19 protein-coding genes and 1 pseudogene are annotated in these 26,038 nt (G+C 48.7%); 11 read left to right on the top strand and 9 right to left on the bottom strand.

Features of this window, described 5'->3' with window-relative positions:
• Position 1: 1 nt before the first annotated feature.
• From L6466_RS05095 to L6466_RS05085, 3 genes are all read right to left on the bottom strand, one after another.
• Positions 2–832 (bottom strand): prephenate dehydratase, encoded by an 831-nt coding sequence (locus tag L6466_RS05095; RefSeq protein WP_091817292.1) that lies wholly within the window; start codon positions 830–832, stop codon positions 2–4.
• A 230-nt stretch (positions 833–1,062) separates the two neighbouring features.
• On the bottom strand, positions 1,063–1,941 hold the full coding sequence (locus tag L6466_RS05090) for a tetratricopeptide repeat protein (RefSeq protein ID WP_237801859.1): 879 nt from the start codon (positions 1,939–1,941) through the stop codon (positions 1,063–1,065).
• Between the two features lie 76 nt (positions 1,942–2,017).
• Positions 2,018–2,206, bottom strand: coding sequence for a hypothetical protein (locus L6466_RS05085; protein ID WP_237793119.1), 189 nt, complete (start codon positions 2,204–2,206; stop codon positions 2,018–2,020).
• Positions 2,207–2,366: 160 nt separating this feature from the next.
• Here L6466_RS05085 and L6466_RS05080 point away from each other — a divergent pair, with 160 nt between their 5' ends.
• Positions 2,367–3,605: a type IX secretion system plug protein gene (locus L6466_RS05080; protein WP_237793120.1), complete on the top strand. Its 1,239-nt coding sequence runs from the start codon at positions 2,367–2,369 to the stop codon at positions 3,603–3,605.
• Here L6466_RS05080 and L6466_RS05075 read toward each other — a convergent pair.
• The 6 genes from L6466_RS05075 to bamG form a co-directional block, all read right to left on the bottom strand.
• Positions 3,584–4,201 carry a radical SAM protein gene (locus tag L6466_RS05075; protein WP_237793121.1) on the bottom strand — a complete coding sequence of 206 codons (618 nt, stop codon included), beginning with the start codon at positions 4,199–4,201 and terminating at the stop codon, positions 3,584–3,586. The genes L6466_RS05080 and L6466_RS05075 overlap by 22 nt on opposite strands.
• Positions 4,194–5,048, bottom strand: coding sequence for an energy transducer TonB (locus L6466_RS05070; protein ID WP_237801860.1), 855 nt, complete (start codon positions 5,046–5,048; stop codon positions 4,194–4,196). The genes L6466_RS05075 and L6466_RS05070 overlap by 8 nt, the downstream gene beginning before the upstream one ends.
• Before the next feature lie 200 nt (positions 5,049–5,248).
• Positions 5,249–7,396, bottom strand: coding sequence for a peptidylprolyl isomerase (locus L6466_RS05065; protein WP_237801861.1), 2,148 nt, complete (start codon positions 7,394–7,396; stop codon positions 5,249–5,251).
• Positions 7,397–7,491: 95 nt separating this feature from the next.
• Positions 7,492–8,766: a hemolysin family protein gene (locus L6466_RS05060; RefSeq protein WP_371836497.1), complete on the bottom strand. Its 1,275-nt coding sequence runs from the start codon at positions 8,764–8,766 to the stop codon at positions 7,492–7,494.
• The gene (locus L6466_RS05055; protein WP_091817271.1) at positions 8,766–9,302 is read right to left on the bottom strand and encodes an LPS export ABC transporter periplasmic protein LptC; all 537 of its coding nucleotides are present in this window, start codon (positions 9,300–9,302) and stop codon (positions 8,766–8,768) included. Before L6466_RS05055 ends, L6466_RS05060 begins: the two co-directional genes overlap by 1 nt.
• 78 nt (positions 9,303–9,380) lie before the next feature.
• Entirely contained in the window at positions 9,381–10,643 is a 1,263-nt protein-coding gene (gene bamG / locus L6466_RS05050; RefSeq protein ID WP_091817267.1) for a BamG family beta-barrel-assembly machinery protein, read from the bottom strand.
• A 186-nt stretch (positions 10,644–10,829) separates the two neighbouring features.
• Here bamG and L6466_RS05045 point away from each other — a divergent pair, with 186 nt between their 5' ends.
• The 10 genes and pseudogenes from L6466_RS05045 (at position 10,830) to L6466_RS05000 (ending at position 26,003) form a co-directional block, all read left to right on the top strand.
• A complete protein-coding gene (locus L6466_RS05045) occupies positions 10,830–11,903 on the top strand; it encodes an Lnb N-terminal periplasmic domain-containing protein (protein WP_237801862.1) in 1,074 nt (357 codons plus the stop codon).
• Positions 11,893–13,479 carry an alkaline phosphatase family protein gene (locus tag L6466_RS05040; protein WP_237801863.1) on the top strand — a complete coding sequence of 529 codons (1,587 nt, stop codon included), beginning with the start codon at positions 11,893–11,895 and terminating at the stop codon, positions 13,477–13,479. Before L6466_RS05045 ends, L6466_RS05040 begins: the two co-directional genes overlap by 11 nt.
• Positions 13,480–13,583: 104 nt before the next feature.
• Positions 13,584–16,958 carry a preprotein translocase subunit SecA gene (gene secA, locus L6466_RS05035; RefSeq protein ID WP_237801864.1) on the top strand — a complete coding sequence of 1,125 codons (3,375 nt, stop codon included), beginning with the start codon at positions 13,584–13,586 and terminating at the stop codon, positions 16,956–16,958.
• Entirely contained in the window at positions 16,955–17,659 is a 705-nt protein-coding gene (locus L6466_RS05030) for an ABC transporter ATP-binding protein (RefSeq protein WP_237793128.1), read from the top strand. The genes secA and L6466_RS05030 overlap by 4 nt, the downstream gene beginning before the upstream one ends.
• A 102-nt stretch (positions 17,660–17,761) precedes the next feature.
• A pseudogene (locus L6466_RS05025) lies at positions 17,762–18,058 on the top strand (HU family DNA-binding protein); the annotation flags it as partial.
• A 252-nt stretch (positions 18,059–18,310) separates the two neighbouring features.
• Entirely contained in the window at positions 18,311–19,888 is a 1,578-nt protein-coding gene (locus L6466_RS05020) for an Rne/Rng family ribonuclease (protein ID WP_091817251.1), read from the top strand.
• Positions 19,889–20,009: 121 nt separating this feature from the next.
• Positions 20,010–22,337 (top strand): hypothetical protein, encoded by a 2,328-nt coding sequence (locus tag L6466_RS05015; RefSeq protein WP_237801865.1) that lies wholly within the window; start codon positions 20,010–20,012, stop codon positions 22,335–22,337.
• A gap of 53 nt (positions 22,338–22,390) precedes the next feature.
• Complete coding sequence (locus L6466_RS05010) at positions 22,391–23,581, top strand: glycosyltransferase family 2 protein (RefSeq protein ID WP_237801866.1); 1,191 nt, start codon at positions 22,391–22,393, stop codon at positions 23,579–23,581.
• Positions 23,582–23,745: 164 nt separating this feature from the next.
• On the top strand, positions 23,746–24,921 hold the full coding sequence (locus L6466_RS05005; protein WP_176756985.1) for an ATP-binding response regulator: 1,176 nt from the start codon (positions 23,746–23,748) through the stop codon (positions 24,919–24,921).
• A gap of 23 nt (positions 24,922–24,944) precedes the next feature.
• Complete coding sequence (locus tag L6466_RS05000; RefSeq protein ID WP_237801867.1) at positions 24,945–26,003, top strand: endonuclease/exonuclease/phosphatase family protein; 1,059 nt, start codon at positions 24,945–24,947, stop codon at positions 26,001–26,003.
• Positions 26,004–26,038 lie beyond the last annotated feature (35 nt).

Here is a 26,038-nt window from a genome sequence, read left to right as displayed (position 1 = left end):
CTCAAATCGCCCTATACTCTCCCAGGATTTTCAAATCACGTGTCAGGGGGATAATGGCATCCACCGCCTGACGGTAACGGGTCAGGTCGTTATAGGTCACATCCACATAGAACAGGTACTCCCACTCCTTGCCGATGATGGGCAATGACTGAATCTTTGTCAGGTTAATCTTATAGAACGACAGGATAGCAAGTACTGCTGAGAGCGAACCCTCTTCGTGAGGCAGGGAGAAGACGATGCTAGCCTTGTTTGACTCCACGAGCGGACGCAGCATGTCGGCCTTCTGAGGTGCCGAACACACCAGGAAACGTGTATAGTTGTGCTTGTTGTCCTCGATACCGTTCTCCAGTACCTTCAGTCCATAGAGCTTTGCAGCCTCGGCATGACAGATAGCAGCCCATCCCTTATGGTGACCCTCGGCTATCATCTTGGCCGAACCTGCCGTATCGTCACCTTCCACAATACGCAGATTGGGATGATGCTCCAGGTAGTGACGCGTCTGCATCAGGGCCACAGGATGGGAGTGTACCTCAGAGATGGTGTCCCAGTCGTCCTCTGGCAGACAACAGATGCAGTGGGTGATGTGCAACTTATGCTCACCTACCACCGTTGTACCACTGTCGCGCAGCAGTTCGTAGTTGTGCAACAGACTTCCTGCTATCGTATTCTCGATGGCGGCCATACCTATCACCGTGGGGTCCTGACGCATACTCTCATACACCTGTTCAAAGGTGTTGCAGCAAATCAACTGCAACTGTTCTCCCTCGAAATACTGATGGGCGGCGATGTCGTGGAACGACCCGATCTCTCCTTGTATTGCTATTCTCTTCATACGCTAAAAAGAAACCCCACTGTCACTCTTCGTGAAGCGGGGCCTTATTTAATTTTTTCAATGTTACAACTCATCATTTTTACATACGACTACCCGCTTCACAATTGCTTGTAAAGTAATAATAAAAATAGAAGTATGCATTAAATTTTATCATTTTTGTTACTATTTGTTATTTTCGAGTGCAAAAGTATAACAATTCTTTCAAATCACCAAACTTTTTCTTGTTTTTTTTACAATCCAAATGGATTAATGGCAGAATAGACGCGTTTCATAGCCTGTTCCACGCCTTCGGCCGAGTAATCACCACTCACATCGGCCAGTTCGTTGGGGTTCATCTCCAGCAGTTTCTGCATATCTTCCTCCGCACCTTTCTTGTCGCCCTGCTCGTAGCGTATCTGGCCGCGCTCCCTGTAGGCATCCATCTGGAAGGGATTCAGGTCTATCACCTTATTATAAATATTAAGGGCATCATCATTCTGTCCCTTGACATGAGCCACGCGTGCAGCCATCAGCAGCACCTCCTCTTCATCTTCGGTATGCGCCATCAACCAGTTGACATCCTCTTCCGCACCATTCACGTCGCCCAGTTTCAGAAGTGTCTTGGCACGAAGCAGACGGGCATCGCCCAGTTGTTCATTCAATACGATAGCTTTGGTCAAACGGGCAATACCGTTAATCAGATCACCCTGACCCAAAGCGGCCTGCGCCACCATATAGTTAGCCATGCCGTTTTCAGCATCCACACCCAGTGCCTGTTCACAGAAATTTTTCATCTGTTCATAATCCTCCTGCATATAAGCCACATGGGCTGCATGCAACATGATAGCAATATTATCCGGTTCGGCCTTGATGATGATGTTCAACTCCTCCAGGGCCTCATCCAGACGATTCAGGCGAATCAGTGTCTGAGAGAGATAATCATGCACTTCCAAGTCTTCCTGGATTTTCAGCGCCTCACGAAAACATTTCTCCGCATAATCAAACTGTCCCATGCGCATGGCTTTCACGCCATCATATTTAAACACGTCAAAGTTTTTAGCCTCGGCATTCTTTTTCTCTTCTTCAGGGTTACTCTCCTCCCCTCCGAAAAACGATTTCCAAAATCCCATAATTACAAATTATTTAAATTTTGGCGCAAAGTTACGAAAAAGTCGAGAGAAATGCAAAAGGAAAACTTGTTTTTCTTTATGATTTAAACAGATCTCCTTCCACCATTCTGCTTTCTATACGGGCACGCTCACGTCTCTGGTCAAGAGAGGGCACGTCGCACTTCTCTTGCGAGGGTGCAGGCTTATCCTCTGCCATCTCTTTAAAATCACCCATCAGGGCTACTGCTACTACTGAAATGATGTAAATCCAAAATAATGCATCCATAATCTTAATTGTTTTTTGAGTTATACATATTAATTTCTGGTTGCAAATTAAAGCGGAGGTCGTCCCAAAACGCAGGACACCCTACCCTGAATTAACTTCATTTAAGAAAATAATTCGATTCTGGCGTCCAATTTCACAGTTTTTTAGGTATCTTTGCCGCATGAAGAAGAAAATAATACTGGCCTTGCTCATGCTGGCACCGTTGTCGCTGAGCGCATGGCATAGCATAAAGGCACCAAATATCAAGAGTCTGCAGGTCATCAAGAACGATGACTTTGAGGCGCTCCCTGTATTGCAACTACATGGGCGAGACGTGCTGAGCATCAGCTTTGATGAACTGTCGCACAACTACCACCGCTTTATTTACCGCGTGGAACCCTGCAATCCCGACTGGACACCTGCAGAGGGACTCTTTGAGAGCGACTGGCTGGAAGGGCTTAACGACCAGCCTATAGAGCAGTATGATAACTCTATCAACACCACAGTCCTCTACACCCACTACGAGCTGCAGTTTCCCAACGAGCACACCAACCTGCGCATGAGTGGTAACTACAGGCTGCACATCATTGATGATGACAGCGAAGAGGAAGTCCTTGTGGTGGAATTGCGCGTTGCAGAACCCATCATGCTGGTAGGATTGGGCATCACCACAAACACAGACCTGGACCTGAACGGCCGATACCAGCAGGTAGGGATGACGGTGAAACTCAACGGACTCAGGGTGACAAGACCCAACGAGGAGATACAGACGTTTGTGATGCAAAACGGACGGGAGGACAACATGAAGGTGAACGTCACGCCAAATTATATCACCAACCAGAGTCTGCAATGGGAACACAACAAGCATCTGATATTCGATGCGGGTAATGAATACCATAAGTTCGAGATACTGGATCCGCGTCACACCACCATGGGACTGGCAGGCGTCAGATGGGACGAAACGACGAAGACCTGGCATGCAATGCCCATGCCCTGCGAACCCAGAAGGAGCTACCTCTATGATGAGGACACCAATGGTGCTTTCCTGCTGCGCAACAGCGACAACTATGACGCAGAACGAACATCAGACTATGTCTATGTACACTACGTTCTTCAGCCCTATCGTCCATACACAGATGCAAACATCATTGTAAACGGCAGATGGACCACAGACGCCTCGGACAACTACGTTATGACTTACAACGAGGAAAGCAAGACATATGACCTCACCGTGATGCAGAAACTAGGCTACTACAACTACCAACTGCTCCTGACGGATTATGACGGCACCACACATACGCTACCAGAGGAAGGCAGTTTCTTCCAGACAGAGAACACCTACCAGGCATTCGTGTATTATAAAGCCACAGGGGCACGAGCCTGGCGACTGGTGGGATATCAGGAGGTGACGTACAAATAATCAAAACAGTCAAAATCGCAGAAGCCCATTGTCTGCAGCACTTCCATACTCTTTTGTCTATCCTCCTCGGTGTTGTAATCAGGAATATGGGGCAATCGGATGGTTACTTTCTGACAATAGTCGTGACTAGCCAACCACGACAGATTCTCCTGTACAAGCCGGTTATCCCTTGAGGTATATCGCCGATAGATATCGGGATTCATGTCCTTCACATCAATATAATAATGGTCAATAAAGGGAGCCACGGCTTCAACAGCCTGCAGGGGTACATTCAGGGATGTCTCTATATAGATATGCCATTCCGCAGGACACAGTTGACAGAACGCAACTATCTCACGACTTCTGAGCAACGGTTCACCACCGCCAAAAGTGATGCCGCCGCCAGTAGCCTGGAAATACAGATTATCAACCATCACCTCATCTAGGATCTCCTGCACACTCATCTTTTTCCAAATGCCGTCAGCCTGCAAGCATTGCATATTCAGACAATATTTGCAGCGGAGCGGACAGTCGTGAAAAGCCACGAGCGTTGTCACGCCCTGTCCATCGGTAACCAGTCGGTGACGACAAAGACCGATAAGAGGGATGCTATTCATTCAGGCGAAATCTTACTGGAAGGGTAAAACCTACTCTTCTCGAAATCCCATTCTCCTTGCCTGGAAACCATTTAGGCATTGACTCCACCACCCTCAATGCTTCTTTATCCAGCAACGGATGAACGCTTTTAATAACCTTCGCATTAGTGATGGTGCCGTCTCTCTCCACAATAAAAGTAACTACTACCCGTCCCTCGATGCCTTTCAACATACATTCTGACGGATAACGTATATTCTCATCAAGAAAAGCCATTAATGCGGCATCACCTCCACGGAACATTGGCATCTGCTCTACAATGCCAAACACTTTGTTTAGATCTGGCTGTGGGGGACATTCGTCAACGACTACTTCCCCTACTCTCAGCACATGTTCCTCTTCCACTATGGCTGAATCCTTCATTTCCGTCGTGGTTTGGGATGCTGGGGCTTCAAACGGCGCAGTACGCTTCTTGATTGTTGCAGGGTCTTTCTTTATAATGACAGAATCAACAGGCGAGCGATATGCCACGTCGCCATCAACATGCTCCATCGTATCAATAACAGATTTGCAATGGCTGAGCGAATCCTGTCCCTCATCTATTTTATTCTCCGGCTTTACCTTATTATTACAGCCCGTCAATGCCGCAAGTCCTGCCGATATGCCAATGATAGCAACAGCCTTACCCAACTGCCGTCGTATGTCCAGCTGTTGCTCCAGATATCTGACCTCAGCCTCGCAAGCAGGACATGTACCAAGACACTCACCCTGATAATGACACACGCGTGGTTCATACTTGATGCCATTAGCATCAGCCACCTGCTTGCGGATGGTCTTCAGTACGCTGCAAATTGATTTTCCTTTTGACATAGATACTTTCAGGTTTTTATTGTTGATGCTGCAAAAGTAGTAATTAAACTTATTTCTGCAAAAGAAATGGCAGAAAAAGAATAAACAAGTAGTAAACAACCAGTAAACAAGGTTGTAAATAGCCGTAAAATTGGGACAAAAAAAAGAGGAATGTGTCGTCATAAACACATTCCCCTTTGTATTTTATACGTCCTTTCTCTTTAGAAGAAGATGTAACGATTATCCTTGATGTCAAGGTTGTTGTAGAGCTCCTGCATAGCCATGCGAACAGTCTGCTGCATGCCCTGCTGGCTCAGCATCTGCTGCTGTTGAGCAGCGTTGAACTGCACACCAGGACGAGTAGCACGATCAAGAACCTGGAAGAAGTATGCGCCAGAACGACCCTTAACAGGAGCCTTAGATACTGCACCCTTCTCTACACCTGCCACAGCACCACTCAGGGCAACCTCAGGTGACATTGCACCAGGAACATAAGCGGGAGAAGCGAAAGTGATGTGAGAAACGGTGTCAACACGAGCACCCTGAGCCTTAGCCTCAGCGATAGTCTTCACATTAGCCAGCTTCTCGGCCAACTTAGCATATTTCTTGTCGATGAGAACCTCCTGCTTCAGAGTCTCCTCAACAGAAGCCATTGACTCGTAGCCCTTAGGATTAACCTTGCTCAAACCTACAACCAACAGGCGGTCGTTATCGCCACAACGGTCATATACCTGTGAAATCTGGTTCTCCTCTGCCTCACTGAACACCCACTTCAAAGCATCGTGAGTAGAACGGATGTTGGCAATGGTGTGGTCAGTATTTCTGATGGTACGATCCAGAACGGTATAGCCATACTCAGCAGCCTTCTCCTGAAGACCTGCCAAATCCTGACTCTCGCTCACAAACTGACTGAACTTGTTGTAAGCCTCGTTATAAGTCTCGTTAGAGAAATCGATAGTACGCTTAACGATAGCTACGTCATACTTTTCTACAGAACCACGACGCTGAGTAACCTGCAACACAACGTTACCCTGAGCAAAGGTGAGATTCTTCACCTCGTTAACAGGTGCATTCAGAAGTGTTGTGAAATACTGCTTATCATCAGCGCTCAGTGTAGAAGCCTGCTCATAATCCGTAGAACGCATCCATGTCTTCTCAGCACGCTGACCATAGTTCTTTGCAATTGAATCGAAAGGAGCACCAGCGTTGACAGCTTTCACAATGCTATCAGCAGAAACTGCAGCACCATTCATACCCACCAAGGAGATGAAACGGTACTCGATAGAGTCGGCTACGCTGGTCTTACCCAGGAACTTCACTACATTGAAGGTGTTATCACGGCTCTCGAAAGGAGCTGTTACCTGACCTACGCTCATCTTCGTGATGCTATCAGCCAAATCTGTGGGCAGGGCAGCACGTGAAACGGGGAGACCCAGATAAGAAACATTACTCTGAGAAGTACGGATAACCTCTGTCACAGCAAGGCTGTCACCCTTGAGTTCAGCATAAGCCTTGTTCATCACCTTCATCAGTTCATCACGGTCTTTCTGAGAAGCAGCAACCTGAACGCTTACAAACTTGATGTCACGAGAATCCTGATAGTTCTTGAAACCTTCCTTCAGTTCCTCGTACTTAGCCTTCAGATCAGCCTCAGACACCTCAACGTCGTTATCGTTGATCTGGCTGTAAGACATTGAAGCAACGAGAGCCTGACTCTCAATGTTCTGATTGTCGAAAGCTGCCTTAGCAGAAACAGGGTTTGACAGAACGCAACCAGCGAGCAGCATCTGATACTTGTTGGTCAGCAGGTTCTGAGCCAGCATCTTCTCTGCAAGAGCCCAGCTATGAGTGAAAGCCTCATACTCCTCAGCTGCCTGAGCGTTGGTCTGAGCCTGAGCCTTCATATTCTCACGATACATATTCACCTTGTTAATGTCCAGCGTACGAGTCTGAGGATCAACAAGTCTTGAAAGCAGAGGATTCTGCATAATAGCAGGGTGTGTACCTTCCTGGAGCACCTTCACAACCTCGTCATCGGTAACGGTGAGGCCCAGTTCCTTTGCTTCTTTCTCAACCATCTTGTTCAGCACGCAGGTATTCCAAACCTCGTCACGCAAGCTGTTAAGCTGCTCTTCGTCAAAATTACCCTGACCCAAGAACTTCAACAGTTCCTGATACTCTCCGACGAGGGTCTGATACTCCTGAATGTCGATCTTATCGCCATCGATAGAACCAGCGATGCTGCTGTCCATCTGAGCGCGACCTCTACAAGTGCTAAAACCATCTTGTGCAATGAAGCCTACGAGACCCAAGGCCAAAATACCGACCAAGGCAGGTCCCCAGCTTCTGATTTTTCCAATTGCTGCCATTTTTTCGTTTTTAGTTTTTATTTATTTTTTATTTATAATTTTCTTGATTTACAGCCCGCAAAGTTACTAAGTTTTCTTGAATTATCGGCATTTTTTTACAAAAAATTGGTGTCTTCAACCACTTTTAGCCTGACAAGTTCTATTTTTGTAGCTGTATTTTTAATGATTTTGAATTCAAAACGACCAATTTTCACGACTTCATTCAGTTTGGGGAAGCTCTGATACTCATGGAGAATCAGTCCGCCAACAGTCATGTAATCATCATTTTCCGGCAAATCCAGGTCAAACATCTCATTGACCTTCTCAATCTCCAGACGGGCGGAAAGCAGATATTCGCCATGCTCCAACTGCTTTGCCACGTAGTGGGTAGAGTCGTGCTCATCCTCAATGTCGCCAAAGATTTCCTCCACGATATCCTCCAGTGCTACGAGACCACTCGTACCACCAAACTCATCAACCACCACGCCCAGCGATTTCTTCTGAGCCAGGAGCGTCTGCATCATCTTACTGGCTGCCATTGTCTCGGGCACGAATATCATTGTGCGCAGGCTCTTGGTCCAGTCCTGCGGGTTACGGAACATCTCCGACGAGTGGATATAGCCGATGATATGGTCGATATCCTCATGATAGACCACAATCTTGGAATGTCCGCTCTCTATGAATTTCTGTTTCAGTTGTTCGATATCACACGTATCCTCAATCGCATCTATCTCCGTACGCGGCACCATACAGTCGCGCACCTTTGTCTCCGAGAAATCCAGGGCATTCTGGAAGATACGCACCTCCTCCTCGATATCCTCCTCGTTCTTGGCATTATCGATACTGCTCTGCACCAGATAGTCCAGATCCACCTTAGTAAACTCCTTGTCTTCCGTCGTAGAGTGCCATTTGATGCCAAACATGCCCAGCAACTCCTTCGAGAGCATCGTGGCAAAACGGGAAATGGGATAGAGCACCACATAGCACAGCCACGCAGGAAGCGCGAAAAAGGTCAGCATCATGTTGGCATTGCTCTTGAAGATAGTCTTAGGCAGGAACTCTCCCGTAAAAAGCACTATCAGCGTAGAGAGGAGCGTATCTGCCGTCACACGGGGAGCACCCTCCGGCAGTGGTGCAAAAAGGGTCTTGTCAAAGATATCAGCAAAGAGGATACCATAGACCACCAGGGCAATATTATTTCCAACGAGCATCGTGGACACAAAAGTATTGGGATGCTTATAGAACAGCGCGATGGCCTTCTGTGTCAGCCCGTTTTTCTCGCGTCCCATCTCCACCAGCATCCTATTGCTCGATACGAACGCTATCTCCATCCCTGAGAAGAAGGCGGAGAATATCATTGCAATTAGTAGTCCTATAATCAGTGGTGTCATTATTTCTTGTTTTCTGTGGAATCAGCCTTTTCCTCCTCCAGGTCATTGGGCAGGAATGAGCCTTTCGAATTAGTCACCATGTAATGCGTCATCTGCTCATCACTACGGAAATAGGTGCCCTCTATCGTACGTTCCGGCGTAACCAGGCGCGAGAAGACGGTGCTATAGAACTCATGTCTCAAACCGTCCCAATACAACTCCTCGCTCGTATAGATGAGTCCGTTGGTATTGCGCACATTCACGCGCCCACGCAATTTCCATAGACGCTGCTGGTCGAAATACCAGGCCGTATCAGCCTGGATATAGCCCTGGACACGGAATTTCTCGTCAAATTGTTCGAAGAAGATACCCTTCATAAACTCCCATCGCGAGGGCTGTCGCACCGTATTCACGTCCCACTGTTCCGTCACAATACGATATTTGATAACACCAGAGTCACTAATCAGCGTATTGACGCCATATGTCGTCATCATAGACACAGAGTCCTCCGGATTCACAGCAGGAGCCGTATGCTCGTGCGCCTCACTACAGGCCATCAACAGCGTAAGGGCAAGGACACTCCCCACCCCACACAGTCGTTTTATATAATTTTCAATTACCAATTGTCAATCAGTTTAGTCCACCTTCCACTTAGCAAACCAACGCTCATTAAACGTCAGACCGAGGTTGATGCGGAAAGTATTCTCAGTAATCAGGTCTTTGGCTGAAGTATGTGCCCACTGTGCGCTGATATTCAGGATAGACCTGTTGTTGTAGCTATTCTGCAAGGGTATGCCAAAACCGGCGCTGACACTCATCTCCTTGGGCCCCTCTTTGCCATTTATATAATAATAAGGTGTAGCATAGCCTGCTCCAATACGATAATGAACGCGGGACAGCAGGTTACGACTTGTGCTGTTAGGCACATAGTCAGCACCTACATTCACCTTGTATGAATCCTTCAGCAAACCGCTACGCAAGGCATAAACCGTATTGGCACCGCTCTGTACAGAACCAGGAAAATCAACACTGCCCCACTTCTGCATCATCACATCGGCACCAACAAACCATTTCGTACCATGTGTCCATCCCAGGCCAACGCCATAGGTCATAGGCACGCTCAACACATTCGTTGCGTCGTAAACGGTAGAGTCACCATTCTCAATGGTATAGCTGGAACGCAACTTATGTCCCAGGCCTACTGTCACACCCAGCGTCAGGTTATCCTTTCTTGACAAGGGCTGTTCCCACTGGGCACCCAACGTCACCAGATAGCTGTTCACATTACCAGAATACTTCCTTGAGAAGTCATTCACATACGTGGTACTGCTGGAAGAGATAGAACGTTCGAAAGTGCCCCAGAAATATGCCACATTAGCACCTATTGACAAAGGTTTCACCACATTCCATCCGATACCGACAAAAGCCTGATGCAGGCCACCAGAACCCTTTGTGGTCACAGGAACAGAACCAAAGGTCTCGTTGAGCGTGGCAGTAGAGGAATACTCGTAACCAATATTTGAATAAGGCAGGATACCGAAACTGGCACCAACCTTCGGCAGCAGCCTGAACGACCCTACCACATATTCAAAATCAGCATTATTGGCGTTTTTCTTACCATTACCTTCCTTGAAATTGGTAACCTGACCCGACAAGCCAATATCAAAGATCATGGTCAGCGAATCAACTGCAGAATAAGAAGCAGGGTTCAGGGAGTTGACCACATTACCCTTTCTAAGGGCCAGTCCGACTCCGTTCATGCCTCTGCTGGTACCCTGTGACTGATCTGTAAGAACACCCAAACCATACTGGCTATAGGGGGAATTCGTACCACTTTGGGCATTGGCAGACAAAGCGCCAACGCCAAAGGCAATAGCTAAGATTATATTTCTTTTCATATACGTTTTCAATATCAGGGTGCAAAATTATTAAAAAAAATCGAACTAAAAGCACTGAAAGTAAAAAATATAGATTAATTTTGCATCGTGAAACAATTCGAAAACATTTTTAGGACTCTTTTAATAGCCATTTTTGGTTTTATAGTACCCACGACAGCCTCGGCACAAGACGAGGTAAGACATCCCATGGACAGTGTGGAGATAGGACTTCTCACCTGTTCGCCTCATGAAGAGATCTACAGCCTCTATGGCCATACAGCCCTTCGCGTTCATGACTTAAGGAATAATGCCGACTGGGTATTCAATTACGGTGTCTTCAATTTCAAGACCCCAAATTTTGCGTTAAGGTTTGTTTTTGGACTGACAGACTACGAACTGGGCATCGCGCCCACCAGACCTTTCCTAGATTATTATGAAGAATGGGGCAGTCAGGTAACGGAGCAGGTGCTCAACCTCACGCCTGAGGACAAGCAGCGCATTATGGATGCGCTCGCCATCAACTACAAGCCCGAGAACCGCATCTATCGCTACAACTTCCTTTACGACAACTGTTCTACACGTCCCAGGGATATCATCGAGCACAACATCGAAGGGAAAATCGCCTACAACCCCAGAAAAGACTATGCACCGTCGTTCAGGGAGATGATCCGTGACCATACCGCGCGCCATCCATGGGCCACCTTCGGCAACGACCTCTTGCTGGGTGTGAAGGCCGATCACAAGACGGATATCCGCGAGCAGGAGTTCCTGCCTGAGAACCTGAGATACGACTTCGACCACGCCACCATTGAGCGGAATGGCGAGATCGTACCGTTAGTAAAGGAACGCAGGGAACTGGTTCGGCCTGGTGTACAGGTTATCGAGGAAGACTTCCCGCTCTCTCCCACCCTGTGCTGCATCCTGCTTCTTGTACTATCCATAGTCATCTTTGCCTATGAGTATATCAAGAAAAAGACGTTACGCTGGTTTGACATCCTCCTCATGACGTTGTCAGGACTGGCTGGTCTGGCGCTCTTCATCATGATATTCTCAGAGCATCCCACTACCAGTATCAACTTACAAATACTTATACTCAACCCACTCTCACTGTTCTTTATCTGGCCTGTACTGAAAGGCAGACGGACAGCGTGGTTCACCCTAAGCATGCTATGCACAATGGCCTTCCTCCTTGGCAGTTTCTGGCAAGACTACGCAGAAGGCATGGAAATTGTGGCATTATGTTTGCTGCTAAGATATTGGAGACATTTTCATGACAAATAGATATCTGTACATCACGCTGCTGGCCGTACTCGGCTTCAACGCAGAGACCATGACAGCCCAGGTACAAGGGCAAGTCAAGGATGCACCACGTATCGTGGTGAGCATCACTATTGACCAGTTGCGTAGTGACTATCTGGAAGCTTTCATGCCACTTTATTCCGACAAGGGTTTCCAGAAGTTGCTTAATGATGGCAGAATCTATACCAATGCTACCTATCCCTTCACGCCTATCGACAGGGCATCGGCAACGGCAGCAATCTATTCAGGTACCACACCTTATTATAATAATATTATAGGGCAGCGCTGGCTGAACAGAAAGACACTGAGACCTGTGGGATGTGTGGACGACGCCAAATACACGGGTGTTAGTACCACGGAGAAAACATCGCCCAACCAGCTGCTCACGTCGACGCTGGGTGACGAACTGAAGATTGCCTCTGGTGGCAAGGCACTGGTCTATGCCATAGCACCCTTCCGTGATGCAGCAGTACTGTCTGCAGGCCATGCTGCCAATAGCGCTATCTGGATTGACGACCAACAAGGCACCTGGTGCTCTACCTCCTACTATTCACAAGCACTTCCGCTCTGGGTGCAGGCCTACAACAGGCTCAGCGCTCCCCGCAACAAGATAGAGTCAACGGAATGGGAGCCTTATTCCTTGTTGGGCAGCAACTACTCATACCTGACTCAGGGTGGCGAGGTGAAGCCCTTCAAGCATAAGTTCAACGGCACGCATCAGTTCCAGCTCTACAAGACCAGCGCGCTGGTCAATTCCGACATCACGGACATGGCCATGCAATGCGTCACCAGCAGTGGCATGGGAAATGACAAAGTTACAGACTTGCTTTGCCTGACCTACTACGCTGGCACTTACGACCAGAAGACCGTGACAGATTGTCAGTTGGAGTTGCAGGACACCTATATCCGCCTGGACAACGAGTTGGGTCGCCTCATGGCATTCCTTGAGGAGAAGATGGGACGTGACAATGTACTCTATATCATCACCAGCACAGGACATTTCGATGAAGAGATACCTGACTACAGCGCCTATAAGATTCCTTCAGGAACGTTCTACATGGCTCGCACGGCGAACCTGATGAACATGTACCTGGGTGCAGTCTGGGGACAGGGCAACTATATCGAGACCACCTATCGCAACCATATCTTCCTGAACCGCCAATTGCTGGAAACCAAGAAGATAAGCATGGGTGACGCCCTCAGTCGTTCGCAGGAATTCCTGGCCATGATGTCAGGTGTGCGTAATGTCTATACATCCCTGCAACTGCTGACCAGCCAGAACGAGCAGACCTTAAAGGTACGCAATGGCTATACACCAGACAACTGTGGCGATATCGTTATCGAGACGGCTCCTGGTTGGACGATTACCAACGAGGAGACAAAAGAAAACGAGATTTCAAGAGCTTCGTTTACACAATTCCCTATTATATTCTTTGGCTCTGGCATTCATGCTGAGCGCATTCAGACACCCGTTACCGTAGACCAGATTGCGCCTACAGTAGCCCGCAGTATCCGTATCAGGGCCCCGAATGCGTGTTTCTCAAAGCCCTTATTCTGAGGTGTAAGAAACAAATAATAAGCGATTTATGCTAATAATTAGTAAAAAATCGCTAACTTTGCACGCAATTTTTTAATAAACGAAACAATATTACAATACAACATATGAATTTAAATAGTATTCTGAAGGCTCTGTTCGGCGACAAATCATCGCGCGACATGAAGAAGATTCAGCCTTTCGTAGAATTAGTAAAAGCAGCATCTCCAAAGATTGAAGCATTGGATAACGACGCACTTCGTGCCCGTACGCAGGAGATTCGTCAACAGGTGCAGGCTGCAGCAAAAGCACAGAAAGAAGAAATTGAGAAGTTGAAGGCCACTATCGAGGAGACTCCCCTGGATGAGCGTGCCGATATCTTCGCCAAGATTGATAAGAAGGAGAAAGAGGCCCTCGAGGAATACGAGAAAGCCCTCAACGAGGTGATGCCCGAGGTCTATGCCATCGTGAAAGAGACGGCCCGCCGCTTCGCACAGAACGAGGAGACCATCGTGACAGCCAACGACTTTGACCGTGAACTGGCTGGCGACCCACGCAAGGACTTCGTCACCATCGATGGCGACAAGGCTATCTATCATAACCACTGGACAGCTGGTGGCAATGACCTGAAATGGGAGATGATACACTATGACGTACAGCTCTTCGGCGGTGTTGTCCTGCACCAAGGAAAAATTGCAGAGATGGCCACTGGTGAAGGTAAGACCCTCGTTGCTACCCTCCCTGTATTCCTGAACGCCCTGACAGGTAACGGCGTACACGTTGTAACCGTGAACGACTACCTGGCCAAACGTGACTCAGAATGGATGGGCCCGCTCTACATGTTCCATGGATTGAGCGTTGACTGTATCGATAAGCATCAGCCCAACTCTCCCGAGCGTCGCAAGGCCTATCAGGCAGATATCACCTTTGGTACCAACAACGAGTTTGGTTTCGACTATCTGCGTGACAATATGGCCATCTCACCTGCCGACCTCGTACAGCGCGCCCACAACTACGCCATCGTCGACGAGGTTGACTCCGTGCTGATTGACGATGCCCGTACGCCTCTGATCATCAGCGGTCCCGTGCCCAAGGGCGAGGTACAGATGTTCGAGGAATACCAGCCTCTGGTAGAAAAGCTCTTTGGTGTACAGAAGCAGTTGGCCACACAGTTCCTTGCTGATGCCAAGCAGAAGATTACCGAGGGTCAGAAGACCAATAATAAGGAAATGATTGAAGAGGGCTTCCTCTCACTCTACCGTTCTCATAAGTCACTCCCCAAGAACAAGCCCCTTATCAAATACCTCTCAGAAGAGGGTATCAAGGCCGGCATGCTGAAGACTGAGGAGAAGTATATGGAGAACAACAACCGCAAGATGCCCGAGGCCGTAGAGCCCCTGTATTTCGTGGTTGACGAGAAGTTGAACTCTTGCGACCTCACAGACAAGGGTACTGCCTGGCTGGCTAAGCAGGTCAACGATGCAGAACTCTTCGTATTGCCCGATATCGCCGGACAGCTGTCTGCCCTGGAAGCAGAAAAGGGTCTCTCTGACGAGGAGCGCCTGAACAAGAAGGACGAGCTGATGAACCACTACGCCATCCAGAGTGAGCGCGTGCACACCCTGCAGCAGTTGCTCAAGGCTTACACCATGTTCAACAAGGATGATGAATACGTGGTCATCGATGGTGAGGTGAAGATTGTGGACGAGCAGACAGGCCGTATCATGGAAGGCCGCCGCTGGAGCGATGGTCTGCACCAGGCCGTAGAGGCTAAGGAGCACGTGAAGGTAGAGGCTGCCACACAGACCTTTGCCACCATCACCCTGCAGAACTACTTCCGTATGTACCACAAGCTGGCTGGTATGACAGGTACGGCATCTACTGAGGCTGGTGAGTTCTGGGATATCTACAAACTGGATGTTGTGGAGATTCCTACCAACAAGCCCATTGCCCGTAATGATATGGATGATCGCGTGTATAAGACAGCACGCGAGAAGTACAAGGCTGTGATTGAAGAAGTTGTCAAGATGCGTAAGGCTGGTCGTCCTACACTGATTGGTACTACGAGCGTCGAGATTTCAGAGTTGCTGAGCCGTATGCTCGATATGTATGTTGATCCTGTGACAGGCAAGCGCGAGGGTATCCCCCACCAGGTGCTCAACGCCAAGTTGCACCAGAAGGAGGCCGATATCGTGGCTCTGGCAGGTCAGCAGGACAGCAACGGTATGGGTGCCGTTACCATTGCCACCAACATGGCCGGTCGTGGTACCGATATCAAGCTTTCACCAGAAGTAAAGGCTGCCGGTGGTCTGGCCATCATCGGTACCGAGCGTCACGAGAGCCGTCGTGTAGACCGTCAGTTGCGTGGTCGTGCCGGACGTCAGGGTGACCCGGGTTCTTCTGTATTCTACGTATCATTGGAAGACAAGCTGATGCGTCTGTTTGCCTCTGAGCGTATCGCCTCTGTGATGGACCGTCTGGGCTTCAAGGAGGGCGAGATGATTGAGAGTCCTATGATTTCACGCAGTATCGAACGTGCACAGAAGAAGGTTGAGGAGAACAACTTCGGTATCCGTAAGCGCCTGCTGGAATATGATGACGTGATGAACAAGCAGCGTACGGTTATCTACGAGAAGCGTCGTCACGCCCTGATGGGTGAGCGTATCGGCATGGATATCGCCAACACCATCTGGGACCGTGTGTCTACGATTATTGAGCGCAACGACTACGAAGGCTGCAAGGAGGAATTCCTGCATCTCTTCGCTATGGAGGTGCCCTTCACCGAACAGCAGTTCATCAACGAGAAGCCCGAGAAACTGGCCGAGGATGCCTTCCAGGCTGCATTGGCCAACTTCAACCGCAAGACCGAGCATATCCGTGAGGTAGCATGGCCCGTTATCCAGCGTGTTTACGAGGAGCAGGGTCATATGTACGAGCGTATCATGGTGCCCATCACCGATGGCCGTCGTGTCTACAACATCGCCTGCAACCTGAAGGAAGCCTACGAGACTGAGTGTAAGGTTGTGGTCAAGGAGTTCGAGAAGCAGATGCTGCTGCATATCATTGACGAATCATGGAAGGAGAATCTGCGTGAGCTCGACGAACTGCGTCACTCTGTACAGAACGCCAGCTACGAGCAGAAAGACCCATTGCTTATCTTCAAGCTGGAGAGTGCAAAGGTATGGGACAACATGATTAACGAGATGAACAACCGCACGATGGCTGTGCTGAACCGCGGACAGATTCCTGAGATGCAACAGCAGGAGGTTCGCGAGGCTGCCCCCGAGGAACACACCAATCGTCAGCAATACACAGAGAACAAGCAGAGCGTTCAGGAAGAAGAGCTCGTTGACAGAGGTCAGCAGGCTGCAGCACAGAACGATACCCGTGCCCAGCAGCCCCGCACACCTATTGTCAGGGACAAGATGCCAGGACGTAACGATCCCTGTCCCTGTGGAAGCGGTAAGAAATTCAAGAATTGTCACGGAAAAGGTCTCGTATGATAACGATCTCGAATCTTAAGAAACAATTTGGAGAAACAAGAGCATGTGATATCCCCGCGTTTACTATTAACGACGGGGATATCCTTGGCTTAGTTGGTAACAACGGAGCGGGAAAGACAACCCTTTTCCGCATGATACTCGACCTGCTGAAGCCCGATGAGGGAGAGGTGGGTATCAATGGCATCAATCCGGCCTTATCGGAAGAGTGGAAACAACAGGTCAGCGCCTATATCGACGAAGGTTTCCTGATTGACTACCTGACGCCTGAGGAGTATTTCTCTTTCCTTGGGAAAATATGCGGAACGCCACAGGAGATTATCAATGAGCGCCTGAAGAAGTTCGAGCATTTCGCCGGTGGCGAGATCTTCGGTCAGAAGAAACTGATCCGCAACCTCTCTGCAGGTAACAAGCAGAAGGTTGGCATCATCTCTGCCCTTATCAGGGAGACACCTATCGTCATCCTGGACGAGCCCTTCAATTTCCTGGACCCCACCAGTCAGAATATCCTGAAGCGTGCATTGAAGGAGTATGCCGCAGAGACACATGCCACCATCCTTGTCAGCAGTCATAACCTGCAGCATACCGTAGAGATCTCCACACGCATAGCCCTATTGGAAAAAGGAACCATCATTCGCGACCTATCTAACAATGATTCAGAGGCTAAGCAGGAATTAGAGGACTATTTCAAGGACTCAGAATAAGTCTTTTTGCGAGTTTTTTTCAAAAAAAAGCAAAAAAGTTTTCATATCTGACTGAAAATGAGTATCTTTGCAGTCCGAAATTAGAAACATCATAAAAATCTTAAAGAAAATACAAAGATGACCAAAGCAGAAATTGTCAAAACAATTGCTATGCAAACAGGTGTCAATGCCAAGGAGGTATCTACTGTGGTAGAAGCTTTTATGGAAGAAATTCGCACCAGTTTGGCCAATAATAAAGAGAATGTATACTTGCGCGGATTTGGCAGCTTTATCGTAAAGCATCGTGCTCAGAAGACTGCCCGCAATATTTCCAAGAACACAACACTCGTCATTGAAGCTCACGACCTGCCCGCTTTCAAGCCCTGCAAGAGCTTTATCGAGCGCATGGATAACAAATAAGAATTGGATTGACAAGCGATTTTAATTTAAATAACAAATAATATTTTTACAACTATGCCAAACGGAAAGAAAAAGAAGGGCCACAAGATGGCAACTCACAAGCGTAAGAAGAGACTGCGCAAGAATCGTCATAAGAGCAAATAAATCAGCTTAGACGTAAAAGAAAGATGAAAGGAGTGTACCAACCATTATTAAATGTTTGGTGCGCCCTTTTCAGTTTTTATGAGTAACAAATCAAGTTAAGACAAACACATGACAAGCGAAGTTATCATTGATGCGCGCCCAAAAGAAATCTCCATCGCATTGTTGGAAGACAAATGCCTGGTGGAGTATCAGAACGAGCCCCGCGAGGCCTCGTATGCTGTGGGCAACATTTATGTTGGCAAGGTTCGGAAACTGATGCCAGGACTCAACGCTTGCTTCGTTGATGTTGGTTCTGAGAAAGATGCTTTCCTGCATTATCTTGATTTAGGACTTCAATTCAGCTCTTACGAGAAATACCTGAAACAGGTAGCAAGTGACAGGAAGAAACTCTATCCCATCCAAAAAGCCACTATCCAGCCTACCCTTCCCAAGGAAGGAAGCATTCAGAATATTCTGAAGGTTGGACAGGAAATCATGGTTCAAGTAGTCAAGGAGCCCATCAATACCAAGGGTCCCCGACTCACCTGCGAACTAAGTTTTGCCGGGCGCTACATGGTATTGATACCTTTTGGAGATAAGGTTTCTGTATCTAGTAAAATTAAACGTGGAGAAGAGCGTAGCCGACTGAAGCAGCTGGTACAAAGCATGAAGCCCAAGAATTTTGGCGTCATCGTAAGAACCGTTGCAGAAGGAAAGAAAGCTGCAGAACTCGACCAGGAACTGAAAGTACTCTTGAAACGATGGGAAGACGCCATTACCAAGGTACAGAAGACGACAGAACGTCCACAGCTGGTCTTTGAAGAGCAGACAAGAGCCGTTGCATTGCTGCGCGATTTGTTCAACCCCACCTATGACGGCATCCATGTTAACGATCCTGAGATCTACAACCAGATCCATGATTACGTCTCTTTGATTGCCCCAGAAAAAGCAAGCATTGTCAAGTTGTACAAAGGCAATGTGCCCATTTTCGACAATTTCGACGTAACCAAGCAGATTAAGTCTGGTTTTGGACGTACCGTTAACTACAAGCGCGGCGCATACCTCATTATTGAACACACAGAGGCTATGCACGTGGTCGACGTCAACAGTGGTACACGTATCAAGAAAGAAAACGGACAGGAAGCCAACGCCCTGGAGACCAACCTCGGTGCAGCCGACGAGCTGGCACGCCAGTTGCGACTCCGCGATATGGGTGGTATCATTGTCGTAGACTTTATCGACATGAACCTGGCAGAGGACCGTCAGCTGCTCTACGAACGTATGTGCGAGAACATGAAGAAAGACCGTGCTCGCCATAACATCCTGCCATTGTCAAAGTTCGGACTGATGCAGATTACGCGTCAGCGCGTGCGTCCGGCCATGGATGTTGCCGTAGAGGAGAGTTGTCCCACCTGTCATGGCACTGGAAAGATTAAATCCAGCATTCTGTTCACAGACCAGTTAGAGAGCAAAATTGACCGTCTTGTCAACAAGATAGGCATCAAGCGTTTCACACTCCATGTCCATCCTTATGTTGCCGCATTCATCAATCAGGGCGTATTCTCATTGAAACGTCGCTGGCAACTGAAATACGGATTGGGCGTTCGCATCATTCCTAACCAGAAGATGGCTTTCCTGCAGTACGAGTTCTACGATGCAAACCGGCAGTTCATCGATATGCAGGAGGAAAACGAAGTGAGCAAGTAAGAAAAAGGTGCAACTTTCATAAAAAAGAGAGTTGCATCTTTTTTTTATGGATTGATAATTTTGCCATTTCAAAAAAAATTCATACTTTTGCAGAGTATTACTCACTGAAACTACAAATATCATGGAACTAAAGAAGTTATTCTCCACAATACTACTACTCACAGCTATACCTTGTACGTTATTTGCACAGCCGTCTGTGACAGGCGACACACGATTTGCCCGTGGTGCCACCATGGCTTTTGGCCGTATCAAGTCCGTTGCCACCAATGGCGGTCCAACCATCACGAAGCGTGGATTCTGTATAGCCGAGAACCCTAATCCTACTATTGACGATAGTGTCAGCACAAAGACAATATCAAGTAATGGCACCATCTATTATTTCGTGAATCTGAAGCCATCCACAAAATACTATATGCGTGCCTATGTCACCAACCAGAGTGGCGTTACAGGCTATGGCGAGGTTATCAAGTTCTATACCCTGCCCAAGGGAAATGTGACCTACTGGTATAACAACGGAGGTGACGATGCTGCCAACACCCGCATCAACAATGCACTTACCGATGCCTGCAACATTTTCAGTAACCTCACCAGTATCCAGAAGAAGTTCAATATTGGCTATAGCGCAGGCACTCCCACAGCCGACTGCTATTACGACGATGAGCCCTGGATGAACATGGGTGCCAACTCATCCTATCAGCGCACAGGTACCATCATGCACGAGATGCAGCACGGACTGGGCGTTATCCCCTACACCACCCAATGGAACAAGAACATCCTGCGTTCAGGTCTTAACGGAGACGGCAACGGCACAGGCTACTGGCTGGGCGACCGTGTTTCGGCCTTCCTCGATTTCTGGGACAACACCACCGGTTCCCGTCTGAACGGCGACTATCAGCATATGTGGCCCTATGGCATCAATGGTGCCCACGAGGACGACGGTACGCTGAAGACCTATTACGCCAACGCCATGATTGGTCAGGCCCTTGGCGAGGATGGTCTGGAGCACCGTTCCAACACCTTTGCCGAGCCCTGCTACCTCTTCGATCAGGAAGACAACGTGAAATACTACCTGAAGAACGAGTCAGACGAACGTGGTCTCTATACCTCTTACCTCACCCTGACTAATACGGGTGCACTGAAATGGAAGAAGATGTCGAGTGCCGAGGTACAGCAAAACGACAGTGCAGCCTGGTATATCACCTTTACGCCTGATAACCAGTACTATCAGTTCCGCAACGTAGCCACTGGCAAGTACCTCACCTATAGCAGCGCCTTCATGCTCATGAACCGTGAGACCATCACCAATGCGGATAATTTCCATCTGATGAAAGGACGCGTTGACGTAGGTTCCGGTAGCCAGGCAAAGCGCGGCTACTGGCTGATTCACCCCACGGGCAACCTCACGCCCAACTGTCTGCAGGCTAATGCCAACGGTGCTATTGGCAGCGCTACCTTCAATATTGCCAACACGGCTACTGCCCAGCGCTGGCTCATCCTTACTGCCAGCGAGGCCGAGCAGATTGAGGCTAATCTGGTGGAAGGCATCAAACAGAAGACTACTGATGTTCTCTCACATATCAAGCCATTGGCAGAAGTGCCTCATACCGAACGCGTTGAGGGTGCCAACCAGGCCTTTGCCGATGCCATCAGCAGCATCGAGAGCCGTATTGCGAGCAGCAATAATATCACAGAGTTAGGCACACTCACAGACGAGGCAACTGCTGCAGCGCTGAACTTCCTCAGCGGCGTGTCACCCACAGACCTGTCGAAACCCTTCGACCTGTCATACCTGCTGACCAATGCCACCCTCGACTCCAACAGCGACGGATGGTCTGTTGCAGCTACCATCAGTTACGCTTGCGCAGAGTTCTACCAGAAGACCTTCGACTTCAACCAGATTGTCAAGAACCTGCCTGCCGGCAACTATCAGGTCGGCGTACAGGCCTTCCAGCGTCCTGGTTCTGCAGCCGATGCCTATACCGCCTACAACAGTGACAACGACAACGTGACCGTCTTCTTGTACGGCGCTACCAAGGCTAAGAAGATCAAGCAGATATGTGCAGAGATGCAGACCAGGAAACTGGGCGGCAACGAATCCACTGTTGGCGGCAACAAATACGTGCCCAACAATATGGAGGCTGCCAGCATCTACTTCAAGAAAGGTCTCTACCAGAACCGTGTCACCACCAGCGTGGCAACCAAGGGAGGCCAGTTGAAGATGGGTCTCCGCACCACCAAGATGGATAATAGCTACTGGGCTATCTTCGATAACTTCCAGCTGTACTACTTCGGAGATGTTGATCCCGACAACCCCACAGGCATTGTGGAACACCAGGTAAAACAGCAGACTGCCGACACCTGGTTCGACATGCAGGGACGACGGATACAGCAGTTGCCCACCCGTAGCGGCCTTTACATCATTGGCGGACGGAAAGTCATCATCAAATAACAACTAACCTGTCAGACCACTAACCGCGCTCTAGTATATATCTAATATATAATATGGTGATAACGTTGAAAATCATATTCTGGCTCTGCCTGGCCCTCGTAGTCTACACCTATGTAGGCTACGGAGCCGTGCTATATATCATCCTGAAAATCAAAAACATCTTTTTCCGGAGGGAAACAACCCCCATCCTACCCCTTGACCCTCAGCTGCTGCCCGATGTCACGCTGATGATCTGCGCCTACAACGAGGCCGACGTCATCGAGGAGAAGATGCAGAATATCCGGGCACTCAACTATCCCCAGGATAAGCTATGCGTGATGTGGGTTACCGATGGCAGCAACGACAACTCCAACGAGCTGCTGCAGGCCTATCCCGAGGTCAAGCTCGTTTATTCACCCGAACGCAAGGGAAAGGCAGCTGCCATGCAACACGGTCTGCAGGAGAACAAAGCCGAATACGTGATCTTCACCGATGCCAACACCATGCTGAATGCCGATGCCATCCGCGAGATAGTACGCCAGTTCATGAAAAAGAACGTCAGTTGCGTATCTGGCGAGAAGCGCGTGGCAGCCCGTCATGCCGGTCAGGCTACTGCCGAGGGCGAAGGTGTCTACTGGAAATATGAGAGCATGCTGAAGCGTTGGGACAGCGAACTCTATTCTGCCATGGGCGCTGCCGGCGAACTCTTTGCCGTGCGCATGAGTCATTATCTCCCTGCTCCCAGCAATGCCCTGCTCGACGACTTCATGATATCCATGCTCATCTTGAAGGACGGCCATCGCATAGCCTATACCAACGAGGCCTATGCTACTGAATACGGTTCTGCCAGCACTGCCGAGGAGTCCAAGCGCAAGCGCCGCATTGCAGCAGGAGGCCTGCAGAGCATCTGGTGGCTGCGCAGCATGATGAATCCCTTTGCCTACCCCAAGGTAGCCTTCCAGTACGTATCCCATCGCGTGCTGCGCTGGAGCATCACCCCCCTGGCCCTGTTTGCCCTGTTCCCCCTGAACCTCCTGTTGCTTTTCGCAAGCGGTTCACTCATCTACCAGTTATTGTTCCTCCTCCAGCTCTTCTTCTACCTGTCAGCTCTCACGGGGCATATCCTGAAAGTCTCAGGTCGCAGAAACAAGTTGCTCTACATACCCTGCTACTTCCTTTTCATGAATCTGAACGTCTTCCTTGGAATAGGCTATCTGATGTCACATAAGGACAGTGGAACATGGGAAAAAGCACGAAGAGGGTAAAAAAACGCAAAAATAAGTAACAATTTCGTGTTTTTCTTTCGTATTTAGAAAAAAATGATTACTTTTGCACATTGAATGTGAATGTTCATGCGATGAATTCAGAAGAAATAACAGCACTTCAGCAAAAAAATTCCGAACTAGCCGAACAACTAGAGTTAGTAAAAATGCAGTTGGACAAAGCCAACCGCAAGCTCAAGGAATATGAAGAAAAGGCCGAAAAGGCCGAAAAAGCGAGCAAGATGAAATCCTTGTTCCTTGCCAACATGTCGCATGAAATTCGCACACCCCTCAACGCTATCGAAGGTTTCTCCCGTGTCATGGTAGAGACAGACTCTCAAGAAGACCGCATGAACTATATGGAGATTATTGAGAGCAATAACAACCGTCTTCTTAGTCTTGTCAACGAGATCCTTGATCTCTCACGCGTTGAGAATGGTGAGATAACCATCAAGAAAGAACCTACGGATTTGAACTATCTGATGAAGAGTATCAAGCAGTTATTCAAATTCCGTTGTCCCGAGACAGTCAGCCTGACGTGGAACAAGCCCGCAAGTCCAGTAAGCATGGAGACCGATGCCAACCGTATCACGCAGGTATTCTCAAACCTTATCTCCAACGCCCTCAAGCACACACCTAAAGGTGTTATCTCCTTTGGCTATGAGTTGCTGAGCGACACGCAGGAGATCCGTTTCTTCGTCAAGGACACAGGTACCGGTATCGACCCCAAGTTTATCGAACATATCTTTGATGCCTACGCTTCTCAGGATGCCGAGCAGCAGCGCGGTTTCGGCCTTGGTTTGGCCCTCTGCCGTATCATTGTAGAGAAGATGGGAGGCACCATTGAAGTAGACTCAACCTTGGGCAAAGGCTCCATCTTCACATTCACCCTGCCTTTCTCAGGTTCTATCAGTGGCGTCGCCGTTACCACCCGTTCAAACAACATGCGCACTCTGCGCGTAAACAACCCCGTCAACCAGGAAGCCCTGAAGACCGTGTTGGTTGTTGAGGACGAGGAGAGCAACTACGAGCTGATACGTATTGTGCTGCAGAAGCGCTATAACCTGATACATGCCCGCAATGGTATTGAAGCCGTGACGATGAACGAGGAAGAGCATCCCGACATCATTCTGATGGACGTCAGAATGCCCGAGATGGACGGTCTCGATGCCACCCGTATCATCAAGGAGGTCAACAACAAGGTGCCCATTATCATCCTCAGTGCCTATGCTTTCCCAGAGAATATCCGTGAGGCAAAAGCAGCCGGTTGCGATGAGTTTATGGCAAAGCCGTTCAATGTAGAAGACCTCATTGAGAAGATTAATCACTTCATTGGATCATAAATTCACCCCCACCAATACATATTATGGGTAAACTGGGCGTTTACAAATACATCTCTTTCATGTTGCTGCTCATCAGCACGCTGATGGCCGTTTTCACACTCTTTGGACTTTTCGGAGGCTCTTCCGACCCTGCCTCAGGTACTGCAATCGCCATGCTGGTCTATGCCCTTCCATATCTGTTGGGGGGTAATGTCATCATGCTGATATACTGGCTCATACGCCGTCACTGGCAGTGGCTGGCCATTCCCGCCGTTCCCCTGCTGTGCGGCATCCCCTATATTGGCACCGTCTATCAGCCAGGCCTGTTCAATGATGGCGAGACAAGTCGTTCCGGAGTCAAGATAGCCACATACAACGTGGCCATGTTTGGCCGAGAGACATCAGGCTTCAAGGCGCTGGATATCCTGGCCGAGATGAAGCGTCAGAATGTAGATATCCTCTGTATCCAGGAATATGAGAATGTGAGTGGCGACAAGCTCAACTCCGACAGCTACAAAGGCTACTTCCCCTATTCCGCCACAGGTCGCGGCGATATGATCATCTATAGCCGCTATCCCGTAGAGCGTCACGAGACCATCGATTTCGGTCCTACCAACAATAGTGCCATGTGGGCCGACATCAATATCAACAGTCGTATTGTGCGTGTGTTCAACGCCCACCTGGAGACCACCGGTTTCAACAGCGCCCTCCATAACATGGCCAAGAACGAGCTCCAGGGCCGCTCTATCGAGGACAATGCCTTCATCCGCCTTGTCTATGGCAACTATACACGCGGCATGGCCGTACGCGCTCGTCAGGCTGATTTGGTAGCCGACCTCGTCCAAACGTCCGACTATCCCTGTATTGTCTGTGGCGACTTCAACGACGTGCCCTACTCCTATGTTTATAAGACGATGCTTGGCGACCTGGTGGATGGTTTCAAGGAGTGTGGCGAAGGCATTATGTACACCTATAATGGCGGCAGGAAAAAAGTGCGCATCGACTATATTTTCCACGACCCCAGCTTAGAGGGTGAATCGTACTACACAAAGGAAATCAATTATTCCGACCACTTCCCCGTATTCATGAAGATAGCCTTTTAAAGGAATCAAGGAGTTAAGACCTCTAGACTATCGTC

This window comes from Prevotella communis, assembly GCF_022024175.1.
Lineage (GTDB): Bacteria > Bacteroidota > Bacteroidia > Bacteroidales > Bacteroidaceae > Prevotella > Prevotella communis.
This window is presented reverse-complemented; position numbering and strand designations above follow the sequence as displayed.

What these genes read in the sequence shown, in the direction of transcription:
- L6466_RS05095 (WP_091817292.1), bottom strand. Translation starts at nt 832, where the DNA reads ATGAAGAGAATAGCAATACAAGGAGAGATCGGGTCGTTCCACGACATC.
- L6466_RS05090 (WP_237801859.1), bottom strand. Translation starts at nt 1,941, where the DNA reads ATGGGATTTTGGAAATCGTTTTTCGGAGGGGAGGAGAGTAACCCTGAA.
- L6466_RS05085 (WP_237793119.1), bottom strand. Translation starts at nt 2,206, where the DNA reads ATGGATGCATTATTTTGGATTTACATCATTTCAGTAGTAGCAGTAGCC.
- L6466_RS05080 (WP_237793120.1), top strand. Translation starts at nt 2,367, where the DNA reads ATGAAGAAGAAAATAATACTGGCCTTGCTCATGCTGGCACCGTTGTCG.
- L6466_RS05075 (WP_237793121.1), bottom strand. Translation starts at nt 4,201, where the DNA reads ATGAATAGCATCCCTCTTATCGGTCTTTGTCGTCACCGACTGGTTACC.
- L6466_RS05070 (WP_237801860.1), bottom strand. Translation starts at nt 5,048, where the DNA reads ATGTCAAAAGGAAAATCAATTTGCAGCGTACTGAAGACCATCCGCAAG.
- L6466_RS05065 (WP_237801861.1), bottom strand. Translation starts at nt 7,396, where the DNA reads ATGGCAGCAATTGGAAAAATCAGAAGCTGGGGACCTGCCTTGGTCGGT.
- L6466_RS05060 (WP_371836497.1), bottom strand. Translation starts at nt 8,766, where the DNA reads ATGACACCACTGATTATAGGACTACTAATTGCAATGATATTCTCCGCC.
- L6466_RS05055 (WP_091817271.1), bottom strand. Translation starts at nt 9,302, where the DNA reads ATGGCCTGTAGTGAGGCGCACGAGCATACGGCTCCTGCTGTGAATCCG.
- bamG (WP_091817267.1), bottom strand. Translation starts at nt 10,643, where the DNA reads ATGAAAAGAAATATAATCTTAGCTATTGCCTTTGGCGTTGGCGCTTTG.
- L6466_RS05045 (WP_237801862.1), top strand. Translation starts at nt 10,830, where the DNA reads ATGGACAGTGTGGAGATAGGACTTCTCACCTGTTCGCCTCATGAAGAG.
- L6466_RS05040 (WP_237801863.1), top strand. Translation starts at nt 11,893, where the DNA reads ATGACAAATAGATATCTGTACATCACGCTGCTGGCCGTACTCGGCTTC.
- secA (WP_237801864.1), top strand. Translation starts at nt 13,584, where the DNA reads ATGAATTTAAATAGTATTCTGAAGGCTCTGTTCGGCGACAAATCATCG.
- L6466_RS05030 (WP_237793128.1), top strand. Translation starts at nt 16,955, where the DNA reads ATGATAACGATCTCGAATCTTAAGAAACAATTTGGAGAAACAAGAGCA.
- L6466_RS05020 (WP_091817251.1), top strand. Translation starts at nt 18,311, where the DNA reads ATGACAAGCGAAGTTATCATTGATGCGCGCCCAAAAGAAATCTCCATC.
- L6466_RS05015 (WP_237801865.1), top strand. Translation starts at nt 20,010, where the DNA reads ATGGAACTAAAGAAGTTATTCTCCACAATACTACTACTCACAGCTATA.
- L6466_RS05010 (WP_237801866.1), top strand. Translation starts at nt 22,391, where the DNA reads ATGGTGATAACGTTGAAAATCATATTCTGGCTCTGCCTGGCCCTCGTA.
- L6466_RS05005 (WP_176756985.1), top strand. Translation starts at nt 23,746, where the DNA reads ATGCAGTTGGACAAAGCCAACCGCAAGCTCAAGGAATATGAAGAAAAG.
- L6466_RS05000 (WP_237801867.1), top strand. Translation starts at nt 24,945, where the DNA reads ATGGGTAAACTGGGCGTTTACAAATACATCTCTTTCATGTTGCTGCTC.